Annotated in this window: 11 protein-coding genes; 4 read left to right on the plus strand and 7 right to left on the minus strand. The window is 70.9% G+C overall.

What is annotated here, in order from left to right; all coding sequences use genetic code 11:
- Nucleotides 1-53 precede the first annotated feature (53 nt).
- The gene (locus ACH4K4_RS34955) at nucleotides 54-5,024 is read right to left on the minus strand and encodes an NAD-glutamate dehydrogenase (RefSeq protein WP_398173229.1); all 4,971 of its coding nucleotides are present in this window, start codon (nucleotides 5,022-5,024) and stop codon (nucleotides 54-56) included.
- 543 nt (nucleotides 5,025-5,567) lie between these two features.
- Between ACH4K4_RS34955 and ACH4K4_RS34960 the strand changes: the two genes are divergently transcribed.
- On the plus strand, nucleotides 5,568-6,134 hold the full coding sequence (locus ACH4K4_RS34960; protein ID WP_398173231.1) for a DJ-1/PfpI family protein: 567 nt from the start codon (nucleotides 5,568-5,570) through the stop codon (nucleotides 6,132-6,134).
- 37 nt (nucleotides 6,135-6,171) lie between these two features.
- Here ACH4K4_RS34960 and ACH4K4_RS34965 read toward each other — a convergent pair whose 3' ends face one another.
- Both ACH4K4_RS34965 and ACH4K4_RS34970 read right to left on the minus strand, forming a co-directional pair.
- The gene (locus ACH4K4_RS34965) at nucleotides 6,172-6,855 is read right to left on the minus strand and encodes an HAD family hydrolase (protein ID WP_398173233.1); all 684 of its coding nucleotides are present in this window, start codon (nucleotides 6,853-6,855) and stop codon (nucleotides 6,172-6,174) included.
- A 68-nt stretch (nucleotides 6,856-6,923) separates the two neighbouring features.
- The gene (locus ACH4K4_RS34970; protein WP_398173235.1) at nucleotides 6,924-7,430 is read right to left on the minus strand and encodes a DUF6912 family protein; all 507 of its coding nucleotides are present in this window, start codon (nucleotides 7,428-7,430) and stop codon (nucleotides 6,924-6,926) included.
- Between the two features lie 286 nt (nucleotides 7,431-7,716).
- Here ACH4K4_RS34970 and ACH4K4_RS34975 point away from each other — a divergent pair, with 286 nt between their 5' ends.
- Nucleotides 7,717-8,238, plus strand: a complete 522-nt coding sequence (locus tag ACH4K4_RS34975) for an Rv3235 family protein (protein ID WP_398173237.1) — start codon at nucleotides 7,717-7,719, stop codon at nucleotides 8,236-8,238.
- Between the two features lie 90 nt (nucleotides 8,239-8,328).
- Here ACH4K4_RS34975 and secA read toward each other — a convergent pair whose 3' ends face one another.
- Nucleotides 8,329-11,163, minus strand: coding sequence for a preprotein translocase subunit SecA (gene secA / locus ACH4K4_RS34980; protein WP_398173239.1), 2,835 nt, complete (start codon nucleotides 11,161-11,163; stop codon nucleotides 8,329-8,331).
- A gap of 345 nt (nucleotides 11,164-11,508) precedes the next feature.
- Between secA and ACH4K4_RS34985 the strand changes: the two genes are divergently transcribed.
- On the plus strand, nucleotides 11,509-12,093 hold the full coding sequence (locus ACH4K4_RS34985) for a GNAT family N-acetyltransferase (protein ID WP_398173241.1): 585 nt from the start codon (nucleotides 11,509-11,511) through the stop codon (nucleotides 12,091-12,093).
- A 71-nt stretch (nucleotides 12,094-12,164) separates the two neighbouring features.
- Nucleotides 12,165-13,340 (plus strand): winged helix-turn-helix domain-containing protein, encoded by a 1,176-nt coding sequence (locus tag ACH4K4_RS34990; RefSeq protein ID WP_398173243.1) that lies wholly within the window; start codon nucleotides 12,165-12,167, stop codon nucleotides 13,338-13,340.
- Between the two features lie 108 nt (nucleotides 13,341-13,448).
- On the opposite strand, the gene ACH4K4_RS34995 is transcribed toward ACH4K4_RS34990, so the two are convergent.
- The 3 genes from ACH4K4_RS34995 to ACH4K4_RS35005 all read right to left on the minus strand — a co-directional run bounded on the left by ACH4K4_RS34995 (nucleotide 13,449) and on the right by ACH4K4_RS35005 (nucleotide 15,775).
- Complete coding sequence (locus tag ACH4K4_RS34995) at nucleotides 13,449-14,204, minus strand: response regulator (protein ID WP_398173245.1); 756 nt, start codon at nucleotides 14,202-14,204, stop codon at nucleotides 13,449-13,451.
- 236 nt (nucleotides 14,205-14,440) lie between these two features.
- Nucleotides 14,441-15,133, minus strand: coding sequence for a ribosome hibernation-promoting factor, HPF/YfiA family (gene hpf / locus ACH4K4_RS35000; RefSeq protein WP_398173247.1), 693 nt, complete (start codon nucleotides 15,131-15,133; stop codon nucleotides 14,441-14,443).
- Between the two features lie 318 nt (nucleotides 15,134-15,451).
- A complete protein-coding gene (locus tag ACH4K4_RS35005; RefSeq protein WP_398173249.1) occupies nucleotides 15,452-15,775 on the minus strand; it encodes a ComF family protein in 324 nt (107 codons plus the stop codon).
- Nucleotides 15,776-16,131: the final 356 nt, after the last annotated feature.

Raw genomic sequence — 16,131 nt, forward strand, 5'->3', positions numbered from 1 at the left:
CAAAACGGGTGGCGGGGGCCCCGAAACCGGAGCCCCCGCCACCCAGCCGCGTCTCAGCTATGCGTACGCAGCAGCGTCCGCATGGTCCGCATGGCCACCGACAGGTTCGCCAGGTCGAAGCCCTCCGACCCGTGGATCTCCTCCAGCGTGGTGCGCGCGCGCCCGAGGATCGCCGCGTTCTTCTCCTCCCAGGCCTTGAACCGCTCCTCCGGCGTCGCGGAGTCGCTGCCCACCGACAGCACGTCGCTGGTCAGCGCCGCGTGCGCGGCGAACAGGTCCTCGCGGATGGAGGCGCGGGCCATCGACTGCCAGCGGTCGTTGCGCGGCAGCTCCAGGATGCGGTCCAGGAGCTGGTTGATCCGCAGCCGGTCGCCCAGGTCGTAGTAGACCTCGGCGACGTCCAGCGGCTCCTTGCCGGTGCGGTCCGCGATGGCCACGATGTCCAGCGCGGGGAAGACGGACGAGAACCCGGCCACCCGCGTGGCCAGCTCCGCCGGCACCCCGGCCTCGGTCAGCTCGTCCAGGATGCGCTGGTGCCACTCCAGGTCGCTGCCGCACAGCAGCTTGGGCAGTTGGGCCCAGACGCCGGCGACCCGGTCCGCGAAGAAGTCGATGGTCTCCGACAGTTCCAGCGGCTGCGGGCGGTTGTTGAGGAGCCAGCGGGTGCCGCGCTCCACCAGCCGCCGGGTGTGCAGCCGGATGCGGGTCTGCACGTCGGCGGCGACGACGTTGTCGAGGGCCTCGACGTCGTCCCAGACACTGTTCAGCCCGAAGATCGCGCGGGCGGCGGTGTGCGCCCGTACGACCTCTTCGAGCGCGGCGCCGGTCTCCTCCCGCATGCGGTGCAGGAAGCTGGTACCGCCGGAGTTGACCGTGTCGTTGACCATGACGGTCGTGACGATCTCGCGGCGCAGCGCGTGCGCGTCGATCTGCTCGCCGAACTTCTCGCGCAGGGCGCTGGGGAAGTACGCGTGCAGCAGGTGCTGGAGGTACGGGTCGTCCGGCAGCCCGGTCTGGATCAGCGCGTCGGCGACCGTGATCTTCGTGTAGGCGAGGAGCACGGCGGTCTCGGGCTGGGTCAGGCCGCGCCCGGCGTTCAGCCGCTCGCGGATCTGCCGGTCGGTGGGCAGGAACTCCAGGGCCCGGTCCAGGTCCCCGTCGCGCACCAGGCGGCGCATGAAGCGCTGCTGGGCGTGGAGCATGCTGGAGGACTGGGCCTGGGCCAGCGCGAGCGCGGTGTTCTGCGCGTAGTTGTTGCGCAGGACGAGCGCGCCGACCTCGTCGGTCATCTCGGCCAGCAGCTTGTTGCGCTGCTTGACCGTCATGTCGCCGTCGGCCACGACCGCGTTGAGCAGGATCTTGATGTTCACCTCGTGGTCGGAGGTGTCCACGCCGGCGCTGTTGTCGATCGCGTCGGTGTTGATCTTGCCGCCGTTCACGGCGAACTCGATCCGGCCGAGCTGGGTCAGGCCCAGGTTGCCGCCCTCGCCGACGACCTTGACCCGCAGGTCCTCGCCGTTGACGCGGATCGCGTCGTTGGACTTGTCGCCCACGTCCGCGTGCGACTCGGCCGCCGCCTTCACGTACGTACCGATGCCGCCGTTCCACAGCAGGTCCACCGGCGCCTTGAGGATGGCCTGCATCAGGTCGGCGGGGGTCATCTTCTTGACGCCCTGCTCGATGCCGAGCGCCGCCCGCACCTGCGCGTTGATCGGGATGGACTTGGCCGTACGGGGGTGGATGCCGCCGCCCTGGGACAGCAGTCCGGTGTCGTACTCCGCCCACGAGGAGCGCGGCAGCTCGAACAGGCGGCGGCGCTCGGCGTACGAGGTGGCCGCGTCCGGGTTCGGGTCGAGGAAGATGTGCCGGTGGTCGAAGGCGGCGACCAGCCGGATGTGCTCGCTGAGCAGCATGCCGTTGCCGAACACGTCACCCGACATGTCGCCGACACCCACCACGGTGAAGTCCTCGGTCTGGGTGTTGACGCCCAGCTCGCGGAAGTGCCGCTTGACCGACTCCCAGGCGCCGCGGGCGGTGATGCCCATGCCCTTGTGGTCGTAGCCGGCGCTGCCGCCGGACGCGAACGCGTCGCCGAGCCAGAAGCCGTACGACTCGGCCACCTCGTTGGCGATGTCGGAGAACGTCGCGGTGCCCTTGTCGGCGGCGACGACGAGGTACGTGTCGTCCTCGTCGTGCCGGACGACGTCCGCGGGGTGCACGACCTCGCCGCCGACGAGGTTGTCGGTGATGTCCAGCAGGCCCGAGATGAACGTCTTGTAGCAGGCGATGCCCTCGGCCAGCCACGCGTCGCGGTCCACCGACGGGTCCGGCAGCCGCTTGCCCACGAAGCCGCCCTTGGCGCCGACCGGCACGATGACGGTGTTCTTCACCATCTGCGCCTTGACCAGGCCGAGCACCTCCGTACGGAAGTCCTCACGCCGGTCGGACCAGCGCAGACCGCCGCGGGCGACCTTGCCGAAGCGCAGGTGGACGCCCTCGACGCGCGGCGAGTACACCCAGATCTCGTACGCCGGACGCGGCGCCGGCAGGTCCGGGATCGCCTGCGGGTCGAGCTTCATCGACAGGTAGGAGTGCGGCTGCCCGCCGTCGTTCTTCTGGTAGTGGTTCGTGCGCAGCGTCGCCTTGATGACGGTGAGGAAGGCCCGCAGGATGCGGTCCTCGTCCAGGCTCGCGACCTGGTCGAGCGCGCCGTCCAGCTCCTCCAGCAGCCCGTCGGTCAGCTCGGTGCCGGCCCGCTGCCGCTCCGGGGACATCCGCGCCTCGAAGAGGCTGACCAGCAGCCGCGTGGTGTGGACGTTGTTGGAGAGGGTGTCCTCCATGTACGTCTGGCTGAACGTCGAACCGGCCTGCCGCAGGTACTTGGCGTACGCCCGCAGCACCATCGCCTGGCGCCAGTTCAGGCCGGCCCGCAGCACCAGCTTGTTGAAGTTGTCGCTCTCCGCCTGGCCGGTCCACACCGCCGTGAAGGCGTCCTGGAACCGCTCGCGGGCGTCGTCGCCGTTCATCCGCTCGGGAATGCGCAGCCCGAAGTCGTAGATCCAGGCGGTGGCGCCGTCGGTGCAGCGCAGCTCGTGCGGGCGCTCGTCGACGACCTCGACGCCGAGCCGGTTGAGCACCGGCAGGACCTTGGACAGGGAGACCGGCTCACCGGTCCGGTAGATCTTGAAGCGTCGCTCGTCGGGGCCCGCGCCGACCGGCTCGTACAGGCTGACCTCGAAGTCCTTGCCGCCGGCCGGCGTCAGCTGCTCCAGGTGCTGGAGGTCGGCGACCGCGCTGCGCGGCGGGTTGTCGGCCTTGTAGCCCTCGGGGAAGGCGTGGTTGTAGCGGCGCAGCAGCTCGGCGGCGCGCTCCTCGCCGACCTCGGCGGTCAGCGCCTCGGCGAAGCCGTCGGCCCAGGAGCGGGCGGCCTCGACCAGGCGAGCCTCGATGCGCTCGGCGTCGGCGTCGGTGAGGTCCGGCAGCGTCGCGCCGGGCTCGACCCGGACGACGAAGTGCAGCCGGGAGAGGATCGACTCGGTGTTCCAGGCGGTGAAGTCGACGCTGGTGCCGCCCAGTTCCTCCTTGAGGATGTCGATCAGGCGCAGCCGTACGCCGGTGGTGTAGCGGTCGCGCGGCAGGTAGATCAGCGCCGAGTAGTAGCGCCCGTACTCGTCCTGGCGCAGGTACAGCCGCAGCCGGCGGCGCTCCTGGAGGTACAGCACGCTGGTGACGATGGACTCCAGCTGGTCCACGCGCGTCTGGAACAGCTCGTCGCGCGGGTAGGTCTCCAGGATCTGGAGCAGGTCGCGGCCGTCGTGGCTGTTGGCGGTGAAGCCCGCCGCGTCCAGGACCTCGGCGACCTTGCGGCGGATGACCGGCACGCGGCGTACGGACTCGGTGTACGCGGCCGAGGAGAACAGGCCGAGGAACCGGCGCTCGCCGACGACGTTGCCCTGGGCGTCGAACTTCTTGACGCCCACGTAGTCGAGGTACGAGGGGCGGTGCACGGTGGAGCGGCTGTTGGCCTTGGTAAGGATCAGCAGCCGGTGCTCGCGGGCCTTGGCTCGGGCGTCCTTGGGGAGCCGGTTGAACGACGGCGAGACGGGGTGGCCGTCGTCGCCGTGCGCCGGGTCGGAGCGCAGGATGCCGAGCCCGGTGCCGGGCACGGCGGTCAGCACGTCCTCCTCGGCGCCGGACTCGCCGGGCACCGAGGTCAGCTCGTACTCGCGGTAGCCGAGGAAGGTGAAGTGGTCGGCGGCCAGCCAGCGCAGCAGCTCGCGGGCCTCCTCGACCTCCTGGTCGCGCAGGTCGTCGGCGGTCGGCTCGGCGGGCAGCTCGTCGGCGATGCGCAGCGCGGCGTCGCGCATCTTCTCCCAGTCCTCGACGGCCTCCCGCACGTCCGACAGGACGCGCAGCAGATCGTTGGTGATCTGCTTGAGGTCGGCGCGGTCGGTCTCCCGGTCGGTCTCGACGTGGATCCAGGACTCGACGAGCGCGTCGTGCGGCAGGTCCCGGCCCTTGCCGCGGCCGTTCTTGTCCTTGCCGGTGCGGCCGTGCGCGTCGCAGTTGTTGTCGAGGACCTCGATGAGCTTGCCGGTGACGTCACGGCGCACGATGACCTGCGGGTGGATCACGACATGGATGCCGCGGGCCTGGCGCGAGAGCTCGTTGGTGACGGAGTCCACGAGGAAGGGCATGTCGTCGGTGACGACCTCGACGACGGAGTGGCTGCAAGTCCAGCCGTTCTCCTCGACCGTCGGGGTGTGCACCCGGACGTTCGCGGTGCCCTGCGGGCGCGTCTCGGCCAGGCGGTAGTGGGACAGCGCGGCCCCGAACACGTCGACCGGGTCGCGTCCGCTCAGGTCTTCCGGCGCGGTGTGCAGGTAGTAGCGCTGGAGGTATCCCAGGAGGGTGTCCGGGTCGAGACCCTGTACCGGTGCCTGTCCCCCGGCCGGGCTGCTTTCAGCGACCCGGGCTGCCCGCGCGAGCAGCTCGGTCTTGGCTTCGTCCAGCTTGGTCTGCATGTCCTCTGGCTCCTGTCGCGCGCCGTTGCGTGACGTTGTGGATGAACTCCGTGGAAGCTGCACAACACCGACACGACGCATGGAGGGTCCCCCGCAGCAGCGCGGGGAAGTGTCCGGTCGGATTCGACGCCGTGCCGCGATGAGCGGTGACCGGGTCGCGATGAGCCGATTTCGACAAAACCGGCGAGCGGTCCCGGTCGCACCGACCAGCGATCGCCCGGCGGCCGTACCGCTCCGGGCGCACAGCGAGGGCCTCGACGCCCCCGCGGGTTATCGCGCTGATCACGATGTAAGGCTATCGCTCCCGGCACGGGTGCCGTCATGGTCCAGCTGTGTACAAAACCACTCGTCGAAATTTGACGATCCGGACAGCGACGAAACGGCTCGGCGCCGCCCCTGGAATCCCACGGTATCCCGCGGGGGCTTGGCAAGCGCGGCGATCCGGAGGACGTTGTGCGGGACACCGAGGAGCGGACCGGCCCACGCGGGTGTGACCAACAGCACGTCCGTGCGTGCCCCGCAACCCGAGCGGAGGTGGACGGCATGGCCGCCAAGATCCTGATCGTGACCGGCGACGCGGCGGAGTCCCTGGAGGTCCTCTACCCCTACCAGCGGCTGCGCGAGGAGGGCTACGACGTCCACATCGCCGCCCCCGCCCGCAAGACGCTGCGCCTGGTCGTGCACGACTTCGAGCCGGGCTTCGACACCTACACCGAGAAGCCCGGCTACACCTGGCCCGCCGACCTGGCGTTCTCCGAGGTCGACCCCGGGCAGTACGCCGCCCTGGTGGTCCCCGGCGGCCGGGCGCCGGAGTACCTGCGCAACGACCCCGAGCTGCGCAAGCTGGTCAAGTCCTTCTTCGACTCCGACAAGCCCGTCGCCCAGATCTGCCACGGCCCCCTGCTGACCGCGGCCATGGGCGGCCTCAACGGCCGCCGCGTCACCGCCTACCCCGCCATCGAAATGGACATGCAGGCCGCCGGCGCCACCTACCGCGACGCCGAAGTGGTCGTCGACGGCACCCTCGTCTCCGCCCGCTCCTGGACCGACCACTCCGCATGGATGCGCGAATTCATCGCGGTACTGAGGTCGAAGGCACCGGTCACCTAGGGCCTGCCCCGCTCGGACCGGCCCCGGCCCGCGCCGGCTACGCGGCCATCCCCTCGGCCATCTCCACCGCCTCCGCCAGCGTGTCCACCACCGGCACCCCCGCGGCCGCCAGGCTGGCCCGGCTGTGCGACCCGCCGGTGTAGAGCACCGCGCGGGCCCCCGCGTGCCGTGCGGCCACCGCGTCGTCGACCGCGTCACCGATCACGACGGTACGCCGCGGATCCACCCGGCCCGCGCCGGCCGGCCCGTCGGCCAGCGCGGCGAGGTGCCGCACCATGTGCTCGCTCTTGCTCCCGCCGGACGGCCCCGTACGGCCCTCCACGCGCAGGAAACGCGACTCGATGCCGAAGCCCCGCACCAGCGGCATCAGCTCGTCGTGCCCGTACAGGCTCAGGATCGACTGGCTGCGGCCCGCCCGCTGCCAGCCCTCCAGCAGCCCCTCGGCGCCTTCGGCGAGCCCGCACCTGGGCCGGTGGGCGGCGTAGTGCCGGTGGAACGCCTCGTCCATGACCAGCCACTCCGCCTCCGTCGGCAGCCGCCCCAGGAGCCGCTCGTAGAACCGCGGTACGGGTACGCAGTACAGCTCGCGGTAACGCTCCAGGGTTATCGGCGGCAGGCCCAGCTCGGCGAAGGCGGCGTTGGTCGCGCCCATCACGGCGTCGGTGTCGTGAAAGAGCGTGCCGTTCCAGTCCCAGACGATGTGCGTCGTGTGCGTCCCCATGCCAAGACGGTACCCATGACCACTGACAGCCCAGTCGCGGGCCGCGGCACCACGGGGCGCACGGGCCGTCAGGCGATCAGGTTCGGGATCTCCTGCACGCCGAACCACATCAGGTCGTGGTCCTCGGCCCCGTCGACCGTGAAGCGCGCGTCGGCGTCGCCGAGGTCCGCCGCACCCAGCGCGTCGGCGGCCGCCGCGACGTCCCCGGCCGCGTCGTCGGAGTCGACGTGCACCGCCGCGGCCTTCGACATCGGCACCGGGCCCGCGATCCGCACCTCGCCCAGCGCCGCCTGGTCCAGGCTCCGGTCGGGGTCGGCGACGGCCGCGCCGTCCGGTACGTCCACGGCCACCACGACGCGGCGGCGCGGGGCGTCCGGGTCGGCGGCGATCCGGCGCAGGGAGCCCTGCGCGGCCCGGTTCAGCGCCGCGTACTCCAGTTCCTCGATGTCGTCGGAGACGTACCACTCGCGCAGCGCGGGCGTGACGGCATAGGCGTCCAGCGGACCGGGGCCCAACTCGCCGGCCTTGTGTGCCGCCGCGAGTCCGGGCAGGGTCAGGGGGACATACACGCGCATGGCTGCCGCTTCCGCTCACATCGCTGGGACCTGGGAATTCTGCTCTGCGGCCAGCATACGGGCGCGTGTCCCCCTTCGTGCCCCGGCTCCGCCGCCCCGGCGCCGCCCCCACCGGACCCGCGCCGCCGCGCGCCCCGCACCGCCCGCCTTCCCCCGGATAGGTGAACCTCCGGCCGTCCGCCCGGCCCGGCCGGCGTCCCTTGCCGCCGCCGGACGCCCGCCGGTAGAAGAACCCCACCGAAGCTACTCCCCGGTATCCACCGGACCGGCCGAACGGGGGCCCACCATGATCACCACCCAGGTCCACACCCACCCGCCCGCCCGCACCCACACCTCCGGAGGCACGTCCGCGACCGGCCCGGGCCGGCCCCGCCCCGGTCCCCCGGGCCGCCGCGACACCAGGCGCCCGGCCGGTCCCCGTACCGCTCCCGCCCCCGGCGTCCGGCGCCGCGCCACCCGCCTCCAGCCGCACGAGTGGTTCGCCGAGCAACTGCTGCTCACCCTGAGCGGCCGCCGCCCCGTACACGTCCTCCTGGGCCACACGCGGTCCACCGCGTACGACCGCCTCGTGGAACTGGCCCCGCGAGCGCCCCTACGGCCCACGGGCACCGGCGCCGGCCGACCCGCACCGGCCCCCACGGTCCGCCACTGCGGCCTGTGCCGGCCACGCCGCGACGTCATCGAGGCGTTCGCCCGCATCGCCTCCGGCGACCGGCTGCGTGCCCTCGCCTTCCGGCTGGAGCTGGGCGCCGACATCCGGTGGCGCTGCACCGCACTGGACATCGGCCCGTCCACCACCATCTGGTGACGGCCCCCGCCCCTCGTACACGCAAAAGCCGGGGTGCCGCAGCATCGAGCTGCGGCACCCCGGCTCACGCGCCCCTTCGGGCGCCCTGCGTCACTTCTTGCGGCGGCGGCCCGCGCTCTTCTGGGCCTTGCGGCGCTCCGCACGCGTCAGGCCGTCCGACTCGGAACGGGCCGGCACCGCGTCCTCGCTGGTGAAGTCGCCCTCGACGACACCGCCCTCACCGTCCACCGTCGGCGCGGAGAAGTGCAGCCGGTCCGGGCGCTGCGGCGCCTCCAGGCCCTTCGCGTGGATCTCGGGACGCCCGGCGCCGGCCCCGGCGGGCACGGCGTCCTGCACGTCCTTGTCCAGCGAGGTCCGCTCCCCGGCGTCCGCCACCGGAACCTCCTCGACCTGCTGCTCGACCTGGACCTCCAGGTTGAACAGGTAGCCGACGGACTCCTCCTTGATGCCCTCCATCATCGCGGTGAACATGTCGAAGCCCTCGCGCTGATACTCGACCAGCGGGTCCTTCTGGGCCATCGCCCGCAGGCCGATGCCCTCCTGGAGGTAGTCCATCTCGTAGAGGTGCTCGCGCCACTTGCGGTCCAGGACGGACAGCACCACACGGCGCTCCAGCTCACGCATGATGTCGGAGCCGAGCTGCTCCTCGCGGGCCGTGTACTGCTGGTGGATGTCCTCCTTGACGGCCTCGGCGATGAAGTCGGAGGTGATGCCGGCGCGGTCGCCGGCCTCCTCCTCCAGCTCCTCGATCGTCACCTTGACCGGGTAGAGCTGCTTGAACGCGCCCCACAGGCGGTCCAGGTCCCACTCCTCCGCGAAGCCCTCGACCGTCTCCGCCTGGATGTAGGCGTCGATGGTGTCGTCCATGAAGTGCTTGACCTGCTCCTGGAGGTCCTCGCCCTCCAGGACGCGGCGGCGCTCGCCGTAGATGACCTCGCGCTGGCGGTTGAGGACCTCGTCGTACTTCAGGACGTTCTTACGCGTCTCGAAGTTCTGCTGCTCGACCTGCGACTGCGCGGACGCGATGGCGCGCGTCACCATCTTGTTCTCGATCGGCACGTCGTCGGGGACGTTGGCCATCGCCATGACCCGCTCGACCATCTGGGCCTTGAACAGGCGCATCAGGTCGTCGCCGAGGGAGAGGTAGAAGCGGGACTCGCCGGGGTCGCCCTGGCGGCCGGAACGGCCGCGCAGCTGGTTGTCGATACGGCGCGACTCGTGCCGCTCGGTCCCGAGGACGTACAGCCCGCCGAGGCTCTTGACCTCCTCGAACTCCGCCTCGACCGCGGCCTCGGCCTTCTCCAGGGCGGCGGGCAGCGCGGCCGCCCACTCCTCGGCGTGCTCGACCGGGTCCAGACCCTGGTTGCGCAGCTCGGCCTCGGCGAGGTCGTCCGGGTTGCCGCCCAGCTTGATGTCCGTGCCGCGGCCGGCCATGTTCGTGGCGACCGTGACGGAGCCCTTGCGGCCGGCCTGCGCGACGATCGACGCCTCACGGTCGTGCTGCTTGGCGTTGAGCACCTCGTGGCGCACCCCGCGCTTGTTCAGCTGCTGGGAGAGGTACTCCGACTTCTCCACGGAGGTCGTGCCGACCAGGATCGGCTGGCCCTTCTCGTGCTTCTCGACGATGTCCTCGACGACCGCGGCGAACTTGGCGACCTCGGTGCGGTAGATCAGGTCCGCCTGGTCCTTGCGGACCATCGGGCGGTTCGTCGGGATCGGGACGACGCCCAGCTTGTAGATCTGGTGGAACTCGGCGGCCTCGGTCATGGCCGTACCGGTCATTCCGGAGAGCTTGTCGTAGAGGCGGAAGAAGTTCTGGAGGGTGATCGTGGCGAGCGTCTGGTTCTCGTCCTTGATCTCCACCCCCTCCTTCGCCTCGATGGCCTGGTGCATGCCCTCGTTGTAGCGGCGGCCGGCGAGGATACGGCCGGTGTGCTCGTCGACGATCATGACCTCGCCGTCGATGACGACGTAGTCCTTGTCGAGCTTGAACAGCTCCTTGGCCTTGATCGCGTTGTTCAGGTAACCGACGAGCGGCGTGTTCACCGACTCGTACAGGTTGTCGATACCGAGCCAGTCCTCGACCTTGCTGACGCCGGACTCGTGGATGCCGACCGTGCGCTTCTTCTCGTCGATGTCGTAGTCGCCGGTCTCCTCGATACCGCGCTGCGGGTTGGCGGGCTCGCCCTTCTTCAGGCGCTTGACCAACTTCGCGAAGTCGCCGTACCACTTGGTGGCCGAGTCGGCCGGGCCCGAGATGATCAGCGGCGTACGGGCCTCGTCGACCAGGATCGAGTCGACCTCGTCGACGATCGCGAAGTTGTGGCCGCGCTGGACCAGCTCGTCCTTCGACCAGGCCATGTTGTCGCGCAGGTAGTCGAAGCCGAACTCGTTGTTCGTGCCGTACGTGATGTCGCGGTTGTACTGGTCGCGGCGCTCGGCGGGCGTCATGTTGGCCAGAATGCAACCGACGCTCAGGCCCAGGAACTTGTGGACCCGGCCCATCATCTCGGAGTCGCGCTCGGCCAGGTAGTCGTTCACCGTGATCAGGTGGACGCCCTTGCCGGACAGCGCGTTCAGATACGCGGGGAGGGTACCCACCAGGGTCTTGCCCTCACCGGTCTTCATCTCGGCCACGTACCCCAGGTGAAGCGCCGCGCCACCCATCAGCTGGACGTCGTAGTGACGCTGGCCGAGCACGCGCTTGGCTGCCTCGCGGACCGTCGCGAACGCCTCGGGCAGCAGGTCGTCCAGCGTTTCGCCGTCCGCGAACCGCTGCTTGTACTCGTCGGTGAGCGCCCGCAGCTCTGCGTCGGAGAGGGCCGCGAAGTCCTCCTCGATGGAGTTGACCTGACCCGCGATGCGGTGCAATTTGCGCAGGATCTTTCCTTCGCCTGCACGCATGAGCTTGTTGAAGACGGACACTTGGGCTGGTCTCCTTGCCGGTCGGGCCTGGCACGGTCAGGTGCGCGGGCGCGGCATTTTTCCAAGGGGCAGGCCCCGCCGCAACGGCCATCGTAAAGGAGGACCCCTTCCGGCCGGGAGGTCCACCGCCGCGAAGCCACCTGCGCTCCCCTGTGCACACCTTTCCCTACGTGAACGCGCGAGCCCGGAAGAAGGTGCCGGGCCCGGTCCGGAAAGGTGCCGGGCGGGCGCGGGCCGTGCACCGGGGAAGAGGCCGGGCGGGCGCGGGCCGGGGCACCCGAAGGGGTCCGGGCAGGCCGCCGAAATCCGCTGGCCACCGGCCCGCCGCAGCCGCACACTCCCCGTATGGAGCCCGTCACACTGACCACCGAGCGCCTCGTCCTGCGCCCCTTCGTCCCCGCCGACGCCCCGGCGGTGCACGCCGCCTGCCAGGACCCCGACATCCCCCGCTGGACCCCGGTGCCCTCTCCGTACGACTTCTCACACGCGCAGGACTTCGTCGCCCGCACCTGCCCGGAAGGCTGGCGCACGGACACCGCGTACAACTTCGCGGTGACCGCCAAGGCCGACGGCACGCTGGTCGGGGCGATGGGCCTGGTCCACCTGGCGCTGCACACCGCCGAGCGGCAGGCCGAGATCGGCTACTGGACGGCCGAGGAACGGCGCGGCCGGGGATACACCGTCGAGGCCGTACGGGAAGTCGCGCGCTGGGCCTTCACCTGCCTGCGGGTCGAGCGGCTGGAATGGCTCGCGCAGGCCGGCAACACCGGCTCCCGCGCGGTGGCGCTGAAGGCCGGCTTCCGCATGGAAGGCACACTGCGCGCCAAGATCGCCCACCGGGCCACCCGCCGGGACGCCTGGATCGGCGCGCTGCTCCCCGCCGACCTGGGCCTGGCCTCCGAAGCGCCCCATCTCCCGTTCCCCGGCTGACAAGTTCGGACGGAAGGGACGCGGCCGGGGCGTCCCCGCCGTTGTCAGTGGTCACTCCTACGCTGTGCTCCATGACAGCTGCGACGCCCGCGAAGCCCGTGACCTCCCTGTCCGCCGACGACGCCCGGCGCATCGCCCTGCGCGCGCAGGGCTTCCTCGGCGCGCCGGACCGCCGCGCGGGCGTCCGGGGCGTCCTGCGCCGCCTGGGTGCGGTGCAGCTCGACACCATCTCGGTCCTGGCCCGCTCCCACGAGCTGATCCCGTACGCCCGCCTCGGCGCGGTCGGCCGCCCGGACATCGAGTCCGCCTACTGGTCCGGCGGCCACAGCTTCGAATACTGGTCGCACGCCGCCTGCATCCTGCCCATCGAGGAGTGGCCGCACTTCGCCTTCCGGCGCCGCGCGATGCGCGCCAAGGGCCACCGCTGGCACCTGATGGAGGACCGCGACCGTTCCTGCGCCGCCGTACTGGACCGCCTGAAGGCCGACGGCCCGCTGACCACCTCCGACCTGGGCGGCGGCAGGAAGGGCGGCGAATGGTGGGACTGGTCCGAGACGAAGATCGCGGTGGAGTGGCTGCTGGACACCGGCGAGGTGGTCTGTACGGAGCGCCGCGGCTGGAAGCGGGTGTACGACCTCGCCGAGCGCGCCGTCCCCGACCACCTGCTGCACGACGACCTGGACGACGAGGAGTGCGTGCGCCGCCTGGTCGCCCAGGCGGGCGCGGCGATGGGCGTCGCCACCCGCGCGGACCTCGCCGACTACCACCGCCTCAAGAAAGACCAGGTCGACGCCGTCATAGACGCGTCGGGGCTGGTCCCGGTCGAGGTCGAGGGCTGGGGCAGGCCCGCCTGGGCCGATCCGACCGCCTTGGCCGCGACGCCGCGCGGCCGGCACCGTACGACCCTGCTGTCGCCCTTCGACTCCCTCATCTGGGACCGCCCGCGCACGGCCCGGATCTTCGACTTCACCCACCGCCTGGAGGCATACGTCCCGCGCCCCAAGCGGATACACGGCTATTTCGCGATGCCGCTGCTGACCGGCGGCCGGCTCGCCGGCCGGGTGGACCCGGCCCGCGAAGGCAGCACGCTCGTCGCCCGCCAGGTGTCGATGCGCGACGCGAAGGCCGTACGGCCGATGGCCCAGGCCCTGACGGAGGCCGCGCAATGGGTCGGCTGCGACTCCGTACGCGTCGAACGCTGCGACGACCGGGACCTGGCCGCGGCGCTGGTGGCGGAGCTGGCGTAGGAGGGGGACAAGGCGGGGCGGGCGGTACGACTACTCGGTCCGGCTGTCGGGGCCGGCCATCCGGTCCGGCCGCGCTGCTCGGCCGCCCTGCTCGGCTGTCCGGTCCGCTCAGCGGATTTCGAGGATCTTCTCCCGCATCGCGTACACCACGGCCTCCATCCGGGAGTGCAGCTGCAGCTTCTCCAGGATGTTGCGGACGTGGTTCTTGACGGTGTTCTCGGAGATGAACAGTTCCTTGGCGATGTCGCGGTTGTTCATGCCCGTGGCGACCAGCTTCAGGACCTCCAGCTCACGGTCGGTGAGCCGGGGCGCCGGCACCAGCCGGCGCTCGTCCGTGCGCTGGATCATCGACTTGAACTCGGTCAGCAGCTTGGACGCCATGGAGGGGCTGATCTGCGACTGGCCGTCCGCGACCGCGCGGATCGCCGTCGCCACCTCGTCGGTGGAGATCTCCTTGAGGAGGTATCCCGTGGCCCCGGCCTTGATCGCGTCGTAGAGGTCGGCCTCCTCGTCGCTGATCGTCAGCATGATGATCTTCGCGCTGGGGGCCACCTCCTTGATGGAGGTGCACGCCTCGATACCGCCGCGCCGGGGCATCCGCACGTCCATCAGCACGATGTCGGGCAGCAGGTCGGCGGCCTTGTCCACCGCCTCGGCGCCGTCACCGGCCTCGCCGACGACCTGGATGTCCTCCTCCTGGGCGAGCACGATCTCCAAGCCCCTGCGGAAGAGCGCGTGGTCGTCGACGACCAGGACTCTGATCGGCTCTTTGCGTGACACGCCCGCGTCCGTGCCGGAATCGTCACCGACGCCGACCCTGTCGCCGTCCGCTCCGCCGTGCACGGGGCCGAAGCCGTCCCCCATCGTTCCTCCCCGTCAACCACTCGGCCGGTGAAGGCCGGAGTTCGGGTATAAGGCTGGTTGACAACAGCCCCCTGCGACCAGCCCGAACAACGCCATACAAACGTCTCCCCCGCATGTCGTCATCGCGCGCTCACCAGCACCTTGGCCGGCACGAACACTATACGGCCTCAACTCCTGGCTCCCGCAGGCGCAATGGTGCCCCCGGGCGTACGCCGGGGGCACCATTGCGGCGGTCGTCAGCCGCCGAGCGCCCCTCCGGCGCCACCGGGCTCCTCTCCCCCGAACGAGTCGGGGTTCAGGTGGATGACGCCGTAGTCGTAGGCATGCCGCCGGTAGACGACACTCGGCTGCTTGGTCTCGGCGTCGACGAAGAGGTAGAAGTCGTGTCCGACCAACTCCATCTCGTACAGTGCCTGGTTGAGCGTCATCGGCGCCGCCGAGTGGGTCTTCTCGCGGACGATCAGGGGCCCTTCGCCCTGGACCTCCAGCGAGCCCATCTTCGTCGTCGGCACCTGATCCTGCGGCGTGTCGCCCACGGCCAGCCGGCCGCTCTCGTCCAGCTGCGCCGCGTCGGGAACGCTCACCGCGACGTCACTCGCCGGGATGCGCCCGCTGCCGCGCCGCGAGTGGCGCTTGTCGTGCTGCTTGCGCAGCCGCGCTTCCAGCTTGGCCGTGGCCAGGTCGAGCGCGGCGTAAGGGTCGGCGGCGGCCGCCTCGGCCCGTACCACCGGGCCTCGGGAGCGGAGGGTGATCTCCACTCGGTCGGAACGGTCGGCCTGCCGGGGGTTGGGCTCCTTGGACACCTCGACGTCCAGGCTGATCACCTTGCCGTCGAGCTTCTGGACCTTGTCCAACTTCAGCTTCTCGGCCACGTGCTTGCGGAACCGCTCGGGCACCTCGGTCTTGCGGCCCTTGACGACGATGTCCACGCAGAACTCCGTTCCCGGATCGCCCCGCTCAGCGCGCGGAGCGATTCCTTCTTGCACCAGGCTCCGGTGAATGCCGAAGCCTCGGACTTGGCGACTTTCACCTCCTCCTCCCCCGTCGGCGCGGTCCCCACTCCCGTGGTTTCAGGGTCCCCGCATACACCCGCAAACGCACCTATTCAGGCATCCACGGCAAAGCGTCTGCCAAGTCCTCACAACCGAACATAGCTCGCCCGGACGGGTGTCGGCACCCCCTAGCTTCCACTAGCTCCGTTTGGGTGGATTTTCGCCCTCGTTACCTGCAACGATGAATTTTCCCGGTCAGTTCCAGTTGATTTCGAAAGCACTTCGCGGCGCCGCGACCACAGCCGCTCCCACCACCTTCCCGCCGGCCGCCCGGACCGCCCGCGCCGCCTCCGCCAGCGACGCCCCGGTGGTCATCAGATCGTCCACCAGCACCACCGGGGCCGCCGCCAGCGGCCTTCCGGCTCCGGCGACGACGGTCAGGGCCCCGGAGACGTTGGCCAGGCGTTGGCGGGCGCTGAGGCCCGCCTGGTCAACCACCGTACGCCGCTGCCGCAGCACGGCGAGTACCCGAACGGGCACCCCGTCCCGCCGAAGGTCCCGGGCCGCCGCGAACGCCATCCGCCGCACCGGATCGTGCCCCCGCCCCGCCACCGCCCGCCGGGCCGAGGGCACGGGGACGAGGAGCAGGGGGATGACGGAGGTGAATGCGGGTACTGGTGTGCTACGGGACCGCGCACTGCGGGATCGCGTTCTGCCACGAACGGAGGGAGCGCCGGTGACTGGTGCGAGAGGAGTACGGGCGGGGCGCGGGGAGGCGTCGCTGCCAGGTCGGTCATCGCCGGGGCCGGGAGGCGCGGCTCCACCGGGCAAGCCGCCGTCCGGCGAGTCGTCGACCGGCCGCGGGTAAGCAGCACCGGGCCGCTCACACCTGTCCAGTCCGGACCGTACGCCGGGGTTACGCCCCTGGTCGGGCT

This window comes from Streptomyces sp. NPDC017529 (assembly GCF_044329785.1).
Classification (GTDB): domain Bacteria; phylum Actinomycetota; class Actinomycetes; order Streptomycetales; family Streptomycetaceae; genus Streptomyces.